The organism is Zoogloea sp., from assembly GCF_023150065.1.
GTDB lineage: Bacteria > Pseudomonadota > Gammaproteobacteria > Burkholderiales > Rhodocyclaceae > Zoogloea.
Map to the genome: position 1 here is coordinate 76,151 of NZ_JAKLLN010000010.1, position 15,156 is coordinate 91,306.

The window sequence follows — 15,156 nt, forward strand, 5'->3', positions numbered from 1 at the left end:
GTCAGGCGCGCAGCCCGGCGGCGCTCACCGGCATGGGGAAGAAGCCGGGCAGGGCTTCGACCCGGGCCAGCCAGGCGCGGATGGCCGGATAGGCGTCGAGGGACACGTTACCCTCGGGGCAGTGGGCAATGTAGGTGTAGTTGGCCACGTCGGCGATGGTGGGCTGATCGCCGGCCACCAGCCAGGGGCGGCCGGCCAGCTCCTTCTCCATGATGGCGAACAGGGCGTGGGCGCGGGCGATCACCTCGTCGGCGTGGAAGCTCATGCCGAACACGGTGATGAGGCGGGCAGCACAGGGGCCGTAGGCCACCTGCCCGGCCGCCACCGACAGCCAGCGCTGTACTTGGGCCTCGGTGGCCGGATCGGTGGGCAGCCAGTGGGCGGCGCCATAGCGGCGGGCCAGGTACACCAGGATGGCGTTGGAGTCGGCCACGGTCACGTCGCCGTCCTGGATCACCGGAACCTGCCCGAAGCAGTTCATGGCCAGGTAGGCGGGCGTCTTGTGCTGGCCGCCGAGCAGGTCCACATCCAGCGGCGTGACCGGCAGGCCGAGCAGCGACAGGAAGAGCTCGGCCCGGTGGCTGTGGCCGGACAGGGTGAAGCGGTGGAGCACGATGGGCTGGGCGGGGTGGGTCATGGTAGGCCTTTCTGAAGAGGGAGGTCGGTAGCGCGGAGAACCGCTGAAGGGCAGTGTGATTTAATCCGGGATCCGGATAAATGCCGGAATATGGATTTGACTCTTCCGTTTAGTGGAGTAATTGCCATGGACAAGCTGAAGGCGATGGCGACCTTTGTGCAGATCGCCGAGGCGGGCAGCCTGAGCGCTGCGGCCCGGGCCAGCGGGGCGTCCCTGCCGGCGGTGGTGCGCACCCTGGCGGCCCTGGAGGCCGAGCTGGGGGTGCGGCTCTTCAACCGCAGCACCCGCCGCATCGCCCTGACCGGTGAGGGGCGGCATTACCTGGACAGCTGCCGTGACCTGCTGGCCGCCCTGGCGGAGGCGGAGTCGGCCCTGCGTGACGAGGCGGGCGATCCGGCCGGCCAGCTCACGGTGACGGCGCCGGTGCTGTTCGGGCAGATGTACGTGGCGCCGGCGGTGACGGCCTTCGTGCAGCGTCATGCCGGCATGCGCTGCCGCCTGCTGCTCCTCGACCGCATCACCAATCTGCTGGAGGAGGGGATCGACGTGGGCGTGCGCATCGGGCACCTCGAGGATTCATCGCTGATTGCCCACCCGGTCGGCAAGGTGCGGCGCATGGTGGTGGCCAGCCCGGACTATCTGGCCCGCCAGGGGGTGCCCGCCCATCCGCGGGCGCTGCTGCAGGGCAACTGCATCGGCTTTTCGGCCGGCGGCGGGCCCTGGTGGCGCTTCGAGGAGAAGGGGCGCAGTTTCACCGTGCCGGTCACCGGCAACCTGGAGTTCAATCATGTGGCACCGGCCGTGGATGCCTGCCTGGCCGGCCTGGGCTTCGGCATGTTCATCTCCTACCAGGTGGCGCCGCACCTGGCGGCCGGGCGCCTGGTCGTGGTGCTGGAGGATTTCGAGGCACCGCCGCGGCCGATCAGCGTGGTCCACCCCCATGCCCGCCTGCAGCCGGCGCGGGTGCGGGGCTTCGTGGCGTGGGTGCGGGAGGCGCTGGAAGGGGCGCTCGCAAAATAGCGCCCCTGCAGAACGGTGTGCATGCCCAGGGGGTAGAATCGGCCGGCCCCCATCGGGGAGTGACCCTCCCGCCACGCTCCTGAGCATTCCATCATGCCGATTCCGAAAATTTCCCCATCCTCCCCGCCGGGCTCCGCCATCCGGAGGGGAAAACCCCCCGCCTGCGCGTTGGCGGCCGGGCTCCTGGTGGCCATGGCGGGGCCGGCAGCGGCCTTGTCGCCGCAGCAGGTATTCACCACCGTGGCGCCGGCGGTGACGGTGCTCGAGGTGCGTGACGGGGAGGGCCGGGCGGTGGGGCGCTACTCGGCAACGCGCTGGGCGGCGGGCCGCTTCGTGACCGTGTGCGAAATCCTCGACGGGGCGGCCAGCCTGCATCTCGGCGCCGGGCCGCAGCCCCTGCCGGCGCGGGTGGTGGCCCGGGATAGCGAGCGCAACCTGTGCCTGCTGGCGGCGGAGGGGGATGCGGGGCCAGCCCTGCCCAGGGCCCGTCCGTCCGCACCGGGGGGGCGGGTGTTTGCGGTGTCGAATGCCCTGGGCCTCGGGGTCGGCATCTCCGAGGGCGTGCTGTCGGGGGTGCGGCGCTTTGCGGTGGGGGATTACATCCAGTTTTCGGCGCCCATCTCGCCGGGCTCGGAGGGCGGGGCGCTGGTGGACGAGCTGGGGGCCCTGGTCGGGATCATCGATTACCGCCGGCGCGACGGGCAGAACGTCAATTTTGCGTCCCTGGCCGCCTGGGGGGACGAGATCGAGGGGCGGGCGGCCCGCAGCGTGGAGCAGCAGCAGCGCTACGAGGCCGCCTCGGCCCTGCTCAAGGCGGAGGGCTGGAGTGAGCTGCAGACCCTGAGCACCGACTGGGCGCGACGCGACCCGGACAGCGCCGATGCCTGGCGTTTCGCCGTGTCGGCGGCCCGGGGCCTGCGCCAGCGGGAAAAGGAGCTGGAGGCCTGGCGCGCCCTGTGGCGCATCAACCCGGACCGCCCCGACGTGGGCTACGGCCTGGGTCAGGCCCTGGTGGCGGCCGGGCAGGCCCGCGAGGCCCTGACCCACGCCCAGGCCCTGGTGGCGGGCCACCGGGAGTACGCGCCGGCCCGCCTGCTGGTCGCCCAGCTGCGCCACGGGGCGGGCCAGTACCGGGAGGCGGAGGCGGCCTACCGGGAGTCCATCGACCTCGACCCGTGGCAGATGCCGGCTTACTGGGGCCTGGCAGACCTGGCCCGCCTGCGCGGCGATCATGCCACCTCGATCTCCCTCTATACCCGCCTGGCCAGCCTCTACCCGGAAGCCCCCGGACCCCGCTATGGGCTGGTCCAGGCCTACCTCAACGCCAACAAGCCGGAGCGCGCCTACGGGGTGCTCGCCCGCCTGCCCGACAAGAGCAGGGACGACGCGGCGACCTGGTACTGGCGCGGTGTGGTCGAGGCGCGCCTGGGGCGGCCGGAGGCGGCGATCAGCGCCTTTCGCGAAAGCCTGGCCCGTGACCTGCAGGGCCCTGACCGGGCCTGGGTCGGCATGGGCTTGGCCTACTACGAGATGAAACGCTTTCCCGAGGCCATCGCGGCTTTCGATTCGGCCCATCGGGCCAACCCCGCGGAGCCCTTCTGGGACTACCAGCTGGGGGTGATGCTGAAGGACGGTGGCCGCCCGGAAGAGGCCCTCAAACGGTTCCAGGCCCTGGCGGGGCAGGCCCCCGACGAGGCCCGCAACTGGCGCCAGGTGGGCTTCACCCTGTCGATCCTGAACCGGCAGGAGGAAGCCGCACCGGCCCTCAAGCGTTCCCTGCAGATCGACCCGGCCCAGGCCAAGGTGTGGGCGGCGCTGATCGAAGTCCAGCGCTTGCTGGGGCGGCGCGAGGAGGCCCTGGATGCCTACGAAAAACTCCGCGCCCTCGACGGCAAGGCCGCCGAGGAAGCCTGGCGGGCCAATTTTGCGGCCTTCGAAGACAAAGGGGGCGCACGATGAAGCCGCTGGTGTGGATGCTGGCAGGTGTGCTGGGTGCGGCTGGCGGGCCGGCGGCAGGCGAGACGGACGATGCAAAGCGGGTCTTCGCGCTGGTGTCGCCCGCGGTGGTGACCCTGCGCACGGAGGATGGCGCGGGGGCCGCCGAGGGCCAGGGCAGTGGCGTGGTGGTGGCGCCGGAGCGGGTCGTCACCAACTGCCACGTCATCGAGAACGCCCCGGTGATCCGGGTGTTTGTGGGCGAGCGGGGGCTGCCCGCCACCTGGCTGCGCCGCAATGCCGTCCAGGATCTGTGCCTGCTGCAGGTGGATGGCCTGGGCGTGGCCCCGGCCAGGCTGCGCCAGGGGCTGGCGCCCGGGGTGGGCGAGCCGGTCTTCGCGGTGGGCAACCCCCTGGGTTTCGGCCTGGCGGTGAGCGCCGGTCTGGTGGCCGCCGCCGAGCAGACCCAGCCCTATCCCTACCTGGTCAGCACTGCGCCCCAGTCTCCGGGCTCCAGCGGCGGCGGGCTGTTCGACCGGGAGGGGCGTCTCGTCGGGGTGACCCGCGCCATCCTGGGGACCGGGCAGAACCTCAACATGGCCATGTCCGCCGCGGGGGTGGCGGCGCTGGTGGCGGGCGGCGACGCACCGCCGGCCCCGTTGCAGATCCCGGCCCCCGAAAGGCCGTGGCTGGCCGAGGCCGATGCTTTGGTCCGCAGTGAAAGCTGGGCCGCCCTCGAGGCCCACGCCCGGGCGTGGACCCTGGCCCAGCCCGGGTCGGCGCCGGGGCAGTCCGCCCTCGGGCAGGCCCTGCTGCGGCAGCAACGTCTGCCCGAGGCCGAAGCTGCGCTCCGCGCGGCCCTGCAGAGCGATCCTTTCTCCTTCTGGGCTTGGACGCAGCTTGCCCAGGTGCTCTATGCGCGGGGCGAAGCCGCGGCGGCGGAGGCCAGCCTGGCGAAGGCCGATGCCATCCATCCGGCCAACTCCGAAACCGCGGTGCGCCGCGCCGAGTGGCTGCGCGGGCAGAAGCGCCTGGAGGAGGCCCGCCCCCAGGCCAGGGAGGCCGTCCGGCGTTCGCCGGGGTGGATCTCGGCCTGGCGCCTGCTGGGCTTGATTGAGGACGAAATGGGGCTCCCCCGGGATGCGGCCCGGGCCCTGGCCGCGGCCGCCCGGCTGGGGGACGTGGACGGCGCCGCGCGCAGCCGGCTTGCCGAGCTGTATGCCCAGTCGGGCAAGGTCGAGGAGGCGAGCCGCCTGTCGGCGGGGGCCGAAGGCGGCAGCCGGGAGCAGGCCCGCACCCAGTTGGTGCTGGGCTACGGCGAACTGAAACGCGGTCGCCTGGGGCCGGCGGAGGAGGCCATGCGCAAGGCCGTGGCCCTGGCGCCGGATCTGGCGGACGGGTGGTCGGGGCTGGGGGTGGTGCTGATGCGGCTCGGGCGCACCGCCGAGTCCGAGGCCGCGGCCGACAAGGCGGTGGTGCTGGCGCCGAAGAATGCCGACATGCTGGCCAACCGGGCAGGTGCCCGGATGGAGCTGAACAAGCTGCCCGAGGCCATCGAAGATGCCCGGAATGCCACCGGGCTGGATCCGAAAGCCGTCCATGGCTGGCGCATTCTGAGCGTGGCCTACCTGAAGGCCGGCAAGCCGCGGGAGGCGGCTATGGCCTTCCAGCGGCTCGACGGGCTGGGCGAGATGAGCGTGGACGATCTGGTGTCGTGGGCCGAGGCCATGCTCGGCAGCGGCAACCCGGATCAGGCCCTGGCCATCCTGCGCCGGGCCGAGGCGGCCGATCCGAAATCCCTGCGCCTGTGCCTGACCACCGCCAGGGTCCTCGGTGCCAAGGGGGATGCCGCCGGCGCCCTGGCCTACGAGGAACGTGCCCTGGAGATCGACCCGGTGAGCGTGCTGGCGTGGAGCGGCAAGGGCTATGCCCTGATGAAGCTTGGCCGCCTGACCGAAGCCATCGAGCCCCTGGAGACTGCCGTGCGCCTCGACCCGAACATGGCCAATGCGTGGATCAACCTGGGCGAGGCCCAGCTGCGCAACCGCAACCTGGGGCGGGCCATCCAGGCCCTGGAAAAGGCGCTGACCCTGAGCCCGACGGCCCAGGACGCCCGCTACTACCTGGCCCAGGCCTACCTGGCCGCGCGTATGCCCCAGAAGGCCCGGGAGAGCGCCCTGCGCCTGCTGGAGCGGCAGCCGGGGGCGGTGCCGGTGATGACCCTGGTGGTGCTGAGCCACCTGATGGAGAACAACATCCAGGCCGCCGCCGACGCCTACCTGCCGCTGCGCGCCCGCTCCCCCGAGGCGGCCCGCCAGCTGCGTGAGCGGGCCATCGCCAGCGGTGTGGCCGCGGCCCGCAGCTGGCCCGAGTAGTGCCGGTGGTTCAGCGTTCCCGCTGCCAGAGCATGCCGTGGGTGACGATGAACTGGTACTTGCGGGCGTGCTCGCGGATCACCAGGGGCACTTCCTCTTCCCGGCGCAGCACGAAGCCTTCCTCGCGCAGGTAGGCCTTGAGGGCGTCGGCGCTCCGCACCGGCTCGCCGCCGTGCTCGTAGCCGCCGAGCCAGGCTTCCTTCGGGGTGAACTGCTCCAGCCACGAGTAGGGTGAGAACAGGGCCACCAGCCCGCCCACCCTGACCAGCCCCCGCGGCCCGCCGAGGCGCCCGAGCAGGGATTTGGGGCTGGGCAGGCGGCACAGCAGGTTGGCCAGCAGCACGGCGTCCAGGTCCACCAGCTCGGCAGGCAGGGAGCAGGCGTCGGCCTGGCGGAAGCGCACCCGGCTGCGGTCGATGGCGGGGTCGATGCGGGCTGTCAGGGTCTGGCCGAGGTCGCCTTCGTCACGTCGGAACCAGGGGCGGCTGCCGTCCTTCTGCAGGGCATTGGCGGCGTCGATGAAGGCCCGGGACAGATCCACCCCAAGCACCTCGTTGAAGCCCCGGGCCAGCTCGAAGCTGGCCCCACCCACCGCACAGCCGATGTCCAGGGCCCGGGCCGTGCCGCTGGCGTAAGTGCGGGCACCGTCGATGAGCCAGTCGGCGCAGCGCTGGGGAAAGGCGGTGGCACGCTGGGGGCCGCCGGGCCAGGGCATCTGGGTCTGGGGCTCGCCGTGGTGGAGGAGCATGTAGTCGTCCACCATGCGCGCGTCTTCGTACACCTGCCGGCCGGAGTCGGCCATGGCCAGCTTGACGATGCCCCCATCGTGGGCGGCCTGCACGACGCGGAAACCGGCGTGCTGGAAGAAGTGGGGGCGGAAGTGGAAGCGCGCCCACACGCTGGCCTCGTCACCACAGGCGATCCACGAGCCGCCCAGGATCATCTGGTGCTGGCCGTCGTAGCAGGGGGTGGAGAAGTCATCGTAGTAAGGATGGACCTTGCTGCCGGGCAGGGGGTTGAAGTCGTCCCCGTGCCACTGCCACACGTTGCCGAACACGTCCCGGGCGCCGCTGGCGGCGGGTTGGCCGGCATCCACCGGCCAGGGCGAGCCATGGGCCAGCTGGCTGTTCCAGCCGAGGGCCTGGCCCAGGCGGATGCCGTCGTGGTGAGCGGCGGGGTCGGTGCTGGCCCACGAGGCTTCACGCAGGGCGTGATGTTCGGCCTCGGTGGGCAGTCGACAGGGAATACCGTCCCGGGCGCTGCGCCAGGCGCAGAAGGCGGCGGCCTCGTGGGCGTTGACCTCGGCGGGCCAGCTCCACGGCATCGGGATGGTCTCGAAGAGGGTGCGCAGGCGGTACTGGTGCAGGCCGGCGGGGCCGTCGGGCATCCAGAAGCACGGCCACTTGCTGTTGCGGAAACCGCGCCATTCCCAGCCGGCCTCGGTCCACCACTGGGGGTCGAGATAGCCGCCGCTCTGGATGAACTCCAGGAAGGCGCCGTTGCTGACGAGCTGGCTGTCCACCCGGAAGGCCTGCACGGCCACGCTGCGCTCGCCGTATTCGTTGTCCCAGCCGAAGCTGGGCCAGTCGCGGGGCTTGCCGATTCTGGCCTGGGCGGCGGGCACATCAATGAAGCGCGGCAGGGGGTAGTCGGTGCCGGCAGTGGGTGGAAACGGGGAGGCGGTGCCGGCGCTGGGGTGCAGGGCGGGCCATTCGAGCGGGCGCTGCACGCAGTCGATGGGCAGCTCGCGGATCAGCACGGACGAGGTTTCCAGGTGGATGCGCTCGTGCTCGAAGCCCAGGAACAGCGCCCACAAGGGGTGATCCATGTTGATCGGGGCGTGGCCCGGGGCGAGGTCGGGGTGGGTCTCGATGAGCTGGCGCACGGTGGTGTACACCTGCTGCCGGTAGCTGTGGGCTTCGGCAAAGCTCGGCCACAGCATCTCGTTCTTGGACATGTCGTCCCAGCGCATCTCGTCCACGCCGGTTTCGAAGATGCGCTCGAAGTAGGGGTTGAGGGGGTTGTCGATGAGCCCGGCGACCCGCAGCTTGTTGATGTAGAGCGCTGCCGGATGGCAGTAGTAGAACAGCATGGGGTGGCGCAGGTGGTGGTAGGGCGGCCGGTAGAAGGCGGCCTCGCCCTGCAGGCCGGCAAACAGCAGCTCGGTGAGGGTCCAGCCGTTGTCGAACACGGCCAGTACCCCTTCGCGGGTACAGGTGTCGAGGCGGGGCTGGGGCAGGGCGGTGAGGCGGCCGTCGGGCTGGCAGCCGGGGCAGTCGGCGGGGGGCAGGCCGGTCCACCACCAGGCCGGGCGGGGGCCGTGCAGCAGGGCGTCGTGCTCGCCGCGGAGGTTCTGGCGCCAGGGTTCCACGGCGGCGGGGATGGCCGGTTCGAGGGTGGGGTGGGACATGCGGGTCTCCTGGAAGGCTTCGTTTTTCTGGCTGCGGGCTCAGGCGAAGAGTTCGGCCTGGGCCGGTTGAGGGGAGGGGTGTTCGGCCAGGGCATCGCGGCGGCTCAGGCCGGCCACGCGCACCCCGAGCAGGCGGATGCGCCGGTCGAGCTGCACACGCCGCGCACATTCGCCCGCGGCCCGGCGGATGGCCGCGGCCTCGCCGGTGGGGAGGGGCAGGGTCTGGTCGCGGGTGACGGTATGAAAGTTGTCGAAGCGCAGCTTGAGGCCGATGGTCTTGCCCACGTAGCCCTTGCGCGCCAGGTCGGCGGCGAGCTGTTCGCACAGGCGGGTGAAGTGACCGGAGAGTTCGGCCTTGTCGGCGCGGGGGTGCAGGTCGCGTTCGAAGGTGGTCTCGCGGGACAGGCTCTTGGGCTCGCTGCGGGTGACCACCGGGCGGGTGTCGTCGCCCTGGGCGGCGCGGTGCAGCCACACGCCGTAGCGCTCGCCGAAGTGATCCTGCAGCCAGGCCGGGTCGGCGGCGGCGAGGTCGGCGATGCTGACGATGCCCAGGGCTTCCAGGCGGGCGGCGGCCTTGGGGCCGATGCCGTTGATGCGCCGGGCCGGCAGGGGCCAGATGCGCGCGGCGATGTCGTCGGCGGCCACCACGGTGATCCCGGCGGGTTTTTCCAGGTCGGAGCACAGCTTGGCCAGGAGTTTGTTGGGCGCCACGCCCAGGGAGCACGACAGCCCGGTGGCCTCGCGCACGGCCTGCTGCAGGCGCAGGGCGATGGCCCGGGCGCCGTCGTGGCTGCCTTCGGGGTTGAGGGCGGTGAGGTCCAGGTAGATTTCGTCGATGCCCCGGTCTTCCATCTCGGGGGCAATGGCGCACACGGCCGCCTTGAAGAGCCGCGAGTAATGCCGGTAGGCATCGAAATTGGCGGGCAGCAGGATGGCGTCGGGCGCCAGCTGGGCGGCCTTCATCAGACCCATGCCCGAATGCACCCCCAGCGCCCGCGCTTCATAGGTGGCGGTGGTGATCACCCCGCGCCCCACGTAGCTGCGCAGGCGCGGAAAATCCTCCAGCTGTTCGCCCGCGGCGGCCCTGCGCCCGCCCACCACCACCGGCAGGCCGCGCAATTGCGGGTAACGCAGCAGCTCCACCGACGCGTAGAACGCGTCCATGTCCAGGTGGGCAATGCTGCGGGGAAGGTGAGGCATGGGGCCGGAAGCGGGCGTGCTGAAGATCCAGGGCTTCTATTCTGCACTACCGCGTGATGCTGTGCTGCGGCGTCGTCCGGGGGCTGGCGGCGGGTGTGCGTGCCCGGCAGAGCGTGCCTGGGGGCTGTGCTACATTTCCTGTACAAGGCAGTTGCCCCGGTATGGAGATCACATGATGCACAAGTTTGGAGTTCTGGGCCCGGTCACCCTGGCCCTGGTGGCGGTGGCAGGTCTGTCGGCCTGTTCGAGCAATCCCGAGAAGAAAGAGGCTGCGGCCGCTCCGGCCCCCCAGGCACCGGCTCCTGCGCCGGTTGCTGCTCCGCCTGCCCAGGCGCCCGCCGCCCCGGCGTCGGCCAAGGTAGAGGCACCTGCCAAGGGCAAGAAGGGTTCAAAGGCGGCAAAGGGGGCAAAGGCAACGAAGCAGGCTGCCCCGGCCCAGACGGTGGAGGCGGCGCCTGCAGCAACGCCGGCACCGGCACCTGAGCAACCCGCGGCGCCGGTGTCGGGCAAGATCGGGCCGGGCATGAATGCGCGTGGCGAGGTGGTGGACTCCTCCAAGGTGGAGTCGGGCCACGGCCAGAAGGTGAAGGGGATCCGCGATTTCGAGGGTGAGATCACCGGGCGCCCCGCCCCGGGCACCAAGTTCACCCGTCTGCAGATCGGCATGCCCATGAAGCAGGTGACTGACCTGATTGGCCAGCCGTCCGACCAGGGCGCCTACATCACCGGGAAGGCCTTCATTCCCTTCTATTTCGGTGGCGATACACATCGCCAGGAGCTCGTGTACAAGGGCCAGGGCCGGCTGATCTTTGCCGGCGGTTCGATCGGCGATTTTACGGGTGCCAACCTGATCTGGATCATCCATAACGCCAACGAGCCGGCGTACCGCTGAGCCCCACCGCCGGCGCAGGGGGCGCTCTCGTTTCAAGTCCGGGTGCCCTGTGGGGCACCACCAGCGAGTGGAGGCAAGAAAATGACCGAGCTGACCCTGCACGGCAAACGCATCCTGGTCACCCATGCCGACGCCTTCATGGGCCCGGTGCTGTGTGACGTGCTCGCCCGGCGCGGCGCCACCGTGATTCCGAGCACCGATGCGCTGCTGACCCCCGAGGCGCCCGCCGCCCTTGTGGAGGCATCGGGTCAGATCGACGTCCTGGTCGCCAACCTGGCCATCCGTAATCCGCGAACCCCCGCCACGGAGGTGGGCGAGGCGGAATGGCGCGAGGTCTTTGCCGCCCTTGTGGACCCGCTGCCGCGCCTGTGCCGGGCGGTGCTGCCGGCCATGATTGCGCGGCGTGCCGGCAAGATCCTGGTCATGGGCAGCGCCTCCGCCCTGCGCGGCATCAAGGGTGCCACCACCTACAGCGCCGCCCGTGGCGCCCAGCTTGCCTATGTGCAGTCCCTGGGGGTCGAGGTGGCTGGCCACAATGTGCAGGTCAATGCCATCGCCCAGAACTTCGTGGACAACCCCACCTACTTTCCGCCCGAAGTGCAGGCCGACCCGCGCTTCCAGGACCGCCTGAAACGCGAGGTGCCCCTCGGCCGCCTGGTGAGCGCCGCCGAGGACGCCGAGTTTGCCGCCTACCTGTGCAGCGACGCCGCCAACTGTTTTGTGGGGCAGGTGTTTCCGGTGTGTGGGGGGTGGGTGCCGCGCTAGGATGGCTTCGTAGCGCGGGTGCCAATCATCCTGCTGTCTCCGATTTGCTGTCGTCTGCCACCCCGGGTGTGCCTTGGCTCCCGGGGCTTGCCCCCGCTGGTGATCTGATCGGGCGAGCCCAAGTCCTTGTCGTGCTTGGATTTTTGGCCGCTTTGGTCAGGGCCGGCAGGGAAAATCCGTTTATTTCAAGTGAGTATTTTAATATGTGAATTTTTGTGTCTAATGAAAATGACATTTCAATGAATGTCTTAATGGCGGCCTGGTGTGTTTTTGTTCAGGTTTATGCCAAAAAGATTTGTTCGGGGCGTCGCGGGAGCCCTGTTTCCTCTCTGTGTTTCGGCAGGTGTCGTTCCGGACGGACGCACCGCTACGACGGTCTCGCTTGATCCGTCGGGCAAGACCCTGATCCAGCTGGCCCCTGTGGCTGGCGGTGTTTCCCACAACGTCTTCTCGCAGTTTGACGTGAGCCGAGCGGGCGCAGCCTTCCAGAACCAGGAGGTCGGCGCCCGCAGCATCGTGGCGGAGGTCCGTTCTGCGCAGCCCTCACTGATCGAAGGGCCCGTGTCGGTGGACGGGCCCCGGGCCAACCTGATCCTCGCCAACCCCAACGGCCTCGCCATCAATGGCGGGAGCTTCATCAACTTCGGCAGCGTAGCCCTGGTGGCGGGCAGCGTCGCGCTGGAGAGCCGGACCGTCGGCGGCAGCGTTCAGACCTACGTTTCCGCCACATCGGGGAACGGCGCCATCCGCATCGGTCCCGAGGGCCTGGCGGCCGACCTGATCCGCCTGGAACTGCTGGCCCGGCGCATCGACGTGGCCGGCCCGCTGGTCAATGCCTACAGCTCACCGACGGCCCTGCTGCGCCTGGTGGCAGGTGATGCCAGCGTGCTCTTCGACACGGCGGCCTCCCCCACCGACAACCTGACACCCTGGGCCTATTACACCGCCGGAAAATCCGCCGATCAGGGCATCGTCATCGACCTCACGGCCCAGGCCCGGATCAGCTCGGGGCGCATTGAGCTGCTGGTCACCGATGCCGGCGCCGGGGTGCGCAACGGGGGGCATCTGCAGGCTGCGTCGGGTGACTTCGTGATCGACAGCAGCGGTCTGCTCGAGCAGAGGGGGCGCATCGAGGCGGCGGGCGACATCCACATTCGGGCCGGGTCATTGCATCAGGAGCAGGCTGCGTCGGGCGACGCGCCGTCCATATCGGCGTCGGGGAGCCTGGATATCCGGGTGAGCGGCAGCCTGAGCAACCAGGGTGGCAGCCTCTCGGGTGTGGCCCGCAACCCCGCGGAAGGGGCCACAGCGGCCGCGCTGCGCATCGTCGCCGGCGCTGACATCGTCAACCAGACGCCCGCAGGGGCTTCCGGTGCCGTGATCTTCGGTGCTGCGGACGATGTGTTGCTGGAGGCGGGGGGCGACATCCGCAACATCAACGGGCGGGTCATCTCCAATGGCGCCCTGAGCCTGCAGGCGGGTGGTACTGCGCTGAACGAGTCGGTCTTCGTGGCCGGGAGTGGTCGTAGTGCGTCGTCCCGGGACGAGCGCAACTGGCTCGGCCTGCCCCGTGAGCGCCGCAGCACGCACATCGACAACGGTGCGCTGGCCGACCCCGCGCATGCCGCCTACTGGGTGGCGGACGGCACGCTGAGCGTCACTGCCGGACAGGTGCATAACCTGGGGGGCAGCCTGCTCGCCAACAAGGGCGACGTGGTGCTCGAAGCGCGGGGCGAGATACTCAACCGTGCCTGGCTCACCGGCTCCCTCACCCTGAACGAGTCCTGCAATCTCCTGTTCTGCCGCCGCACGGCGGAGGTCAGCGAGAGCCTGGTGGGCGGGCAGATCCTGGCCAGCCAGGATCTGCGCCTGAAGGCCGGTGAGCGTGTGGTGAATGAGGGGGGTATGGTTCTGGCGGCCCGGGACATGCACCTCGACGCGCCCCGCATCGAGGCCCGTGGTGTGCCGGTGCATGTGGCGTTGAGCCGCGAGGAGGGGCTGCGCGCCTTTTTCGGTGATCGCTGGGCGGGCCTCTACGCGATCGACCAGGGCGGCGGCTTCACGGCCCAGACCGGTCGCCTGAGCCTGCGCGGTCAGGCCATCCAGGACCGGGGTTTCTTCAGTGCCAGCCAGGGCGTCGATGGTGTCATCACCGTGGAGCGGGCGCCGGGGCGCGATCCGGTCGAGCTGAGCAGCCATCTGGGGGTCTTCAGTGCGTTCTGGCGCTGACTCCCGGCGGTGCCTGGGGCTGGCCCTCATCCTTACCCTGGCTCTGGCCGCGGTGAGTGCCCAGGCCCAGCAGCTGCCGGTGCAGCCGCGCCAGGACCAGGGCGACCGCATCCTGCGGGAGGAGATGGAACGCGAGCGGGAGCGCCTGCTGCGCCAGCCCACGCCGCGCATCGAGCAGCCCGCTGCCCCGGCTGCTGTGGGGCCGGACCCGGCCGAGGTGGCCGAAGCCGGGCCGGTGTTCCGCATCGTGCGCATCGAGGTGCAGGGCGATGACCTGCTACCCGCCCCGGTTCTGGCACGCCGGCTGCAGCCCTTCACCGGGCTTGACCTGGGCGCCGTGCGCATCGGCCTGCTGCTGCAGGGGCTCAACGCCGACCTCATCGAGGCGGGCCTGATCACCTCCCGGGCCTACGTGGTGAGCCAGAACCTGGCGAGCGGCGTGCTCAGCCTGCGCATCGTGCCGGGCCGCATCGAAGCCATCCGCTACAACGGCCGCCCGCTGGAGGCGGACGCCTTCAGCGATGCCGGCGTGCGCCTGGCCCTGCCCATGGCGGTGGGGGACATCCTGCAACTGCGGGACATCGAGCAGGGGCTGGACCAGCTCAACCGCCTGCGTGGGCGACAGGCCCAGGTGCGCATCGTGCCCGGGCAGACCCCCGGGGGCTCGCTGCTCGATTTCATCGATCCGCCTGCGGCGTCGGCCTGGCGGGCCTGGCTGGGCGCCGACAACCAGGGCAGCCCCGCCACCGGCACGCGGCGCTTGCGCCTTGGCCTGGAGGTGGGGGATCTGCTCGGTCTCAACGAGGCCGTCAACGTGGGCTACACGGGCAGCCTCGAAACCAACGCGCTCAATGCCGGGCTGTCCCTGCCCTGGGGCTACAACACCTTCAGCCTGCTCACCACCTGGTCCGAGTACCAGAGCCTGATCGGCAACGTGGCGTTGCTCCACGGCAGCTCCACCAACCATGCGGCGTCGTGGAATCGCCTGCTGTTCCGCGACCGGGACACCAAGGTGGCGGCAGATTTGGCCCTGTCCGTGCGGGAGGCCCGGCGGGACATCAACAACGTGGCCCTGGCGCCACAGAAGCTCACGGTGCTGCGGGCCGGCATCAATCGCCTGACCCGCTTCGAGACCGCCGGGCTGGCCGGCCAGTGGGTCCTGGATGCGGGCTTCTCCCGGGGGCTGGATGCCTTCGGTGCCATGGGCGATGCCGGAGCCGGTGGCGGCCCGGCCCCCCGTTCCCGCTTCGGCAAGCTGGATGTCTCCGGCAGCACGGCCCTCCATCTGCCCGGCAACTGGAGCCTGCGTGGCAACGGGGCGTGGCAGTGGAGCGGCGTGCCCCTGTTCTCGTCAGAGCAGATCTTCGTCGGTGGCGTGGCCAGCGTACGGGGCTTTGCCGAGTCTGCGGCCGGGGGCGACCGGGGCGGCTATTGGCGCACCGAGCTCGCCCGCAGCCTGGCGGCCGCCCCTGTCGGCTTGCACTTCGAGCCCTTTGCCTTCTGGGACGCCGGCTACGTCCGGACCCTCGCCAGCGGGCGTGCCAGCACCCTCATGTCCGCCGGCCTCGGGCTGCGTGTGGCCAGTTCTGCCGGCCACCTGGAAGTGATCGCCGGTCGCCCCGTGGTCCATCCGTCGGACATGCCCGACACGGCCTTCCGCCTCAACCTGTCCCTGACCCTGTTCTTTTGAGAG

General features: G+C 70.5%; 10 protein-coding genes. 7 read left to right on the top strand and 3 right to left on the bottom strand.

The annotated features are described in order from the left end of the window. Position 1: 1 nt before the first annotated feature. Complete coding sequence (locus L6Q67_RS12935; protein WP_296569940.1) at positions 2 to 637, bottom strand: glutathione S-transferase family protein; 636 nt, start codon at positions 635 to 637, stop codon at positions 2 to 4. Between the two features lie 126 nt (positions 638 to 763). Between L6Q67_RS12935 and L6Q67_RS12940 the strand changes: the two genes are divergently transcribed. The 3 genes from L6Q67_RS12940 (at position 764) to L6Q67_RS12950 (ending at position 5,967) form a co-directional block, all read left to right on the top strand. Beyond that, positions 764 to 1,657, top strand: coding sequence for a LysR substrate-binding domain-containing protein (locus L6Q67_RS12940; RefSeq protein ID WP_296569941.1), 894 nt, complete (start codon positions 764 to 766; stop codon positions 1,655 to 1,657). Positions 1,658 to 1,825: 168 nt separating this feature from the next. Continuing rightward, the gene (locus L6Q67_RS12945) at positions 1,826 to 3,616 is read left to right on the top strand and encodes a serine protease (RefSeq protein ID WP_296569942.1); all 1,791 of its coding nucleotides are present in this window, start codon (positions 1,826 to 1,828) and stop codon (positions 3,614 to 3,616) included. Continuing rightward, positions 3,613 to 5,967 (top strand): tetratricopeptide repeat protein, encoded by a 2,355-nt coding sequence (locus L6Q67_RS12950; RefSeq protein WP_296569943.1) that lies wholly within the window; start codon positions 3,613 to 3,615, stop codon positions 5,965 to 5,967. The genes L6Q67_RS12945 and L6Q67_RS12950 overlap by 4 nt, the downstream gene beginning before the upstream one ends. Before the next feature lie 10 nt (positions 5,968 to 5,977). Here the strand turns inward: L6Q67_RS12950 and ovoA are convergent, their stop codons facing one another. Beyond that, a complete protein-coding gene (gene ovoA / locus L6Q67_RS12955; protein WP_296569945.1) occupies positions 5,978 to 8,377 on the bottom strand; it encodes a 5-histidylcysteine sulfoxide synthase in 2,400 nt (799 codons plus the stop codon). Positions 8,378 to 8,416: 39 nt separating this feature from the next. Beyond that, a complete protein-coding gene (gene dinB / locus L6Q67_RS12960) occupies positions 8,417 to 9,577 on the bottom strand; it encodes a DNA polymerase IV (RefSeq protein ID WP_296569947.1) in 1,161 nt (386 codons plus the stop codon). Positions 9,578 to 9,749: 172 nt separating this feature from the next. Here dinB and L6Q67_RS12965 point away from each other — a divergent pair, with 172 nt between their 5' ends. The 4 genes from L6Q67_RS12965 to L6Q67_RS12980 all read left to right on the top strand — a co-directional run bounded on the left by L6Q67_RS12965 (position 9,750) and on the right by L6Q67_RS12980 (position 15,153). Then, positions 9,750 to 10,469 carry a hypothetical protein gene (locus L6Q67_RS12965; RefSeq protein WP_296569949.1) on the top strand — a complete coding sequence of 240 codons (720 nt, stop codon included), beginning with the start codon at positions 9,750 to 9,752 and terminating at the stop codon, positions 10,467 to 10,469. Positions 10,470 to 10,550: 81 nt separating this feature from the next. Then, positions 10,551 to 11,234 carry an SDR family oxidoreductase gene (locus tag L6Q67_RS12970; protein WP_296569951.1) on the top strand — a complete coding sequence of 228 codons (684 nt, stop codon included), beginning with the start codon at positions 10,551 to 10,553 and terminating at the stop codon, positions 11,232 to 11,234. A 282-nt stretch (positions 11,235 to 11,516) separates the two neighbouring features. Then, complete coding sequence (locus L6Q67_RS12975; protein ID WP_296569953.1) at positions 11,517 to 13,463, top strand: filamentous hemagglutinin N-terminal domain-containing protein; 1,947 nt, start codon at positions 11,517 to 11,519, stop codon at positions 13,461 to 13,463. Further along, on the top strand, positions 13,447 to 15,153 hold the full coding sequence (locus L6Q67_RS12980) for a ShlB/FhaC/HecB family hemolysin secretion/activation protein (RefSeq protein WP_296569956.1): 1,707 nt from the start codon (positions 13,447 to 13,449) through the stop codon (positions 15,151 to 15,153). Before L6Q67_RS12975 ends, L6Q67_RS12980 begins: the two co-directional genes overlap by 17 nt. Positions 15,154 to 15,156: the final 3 nt, after the last annotated feature.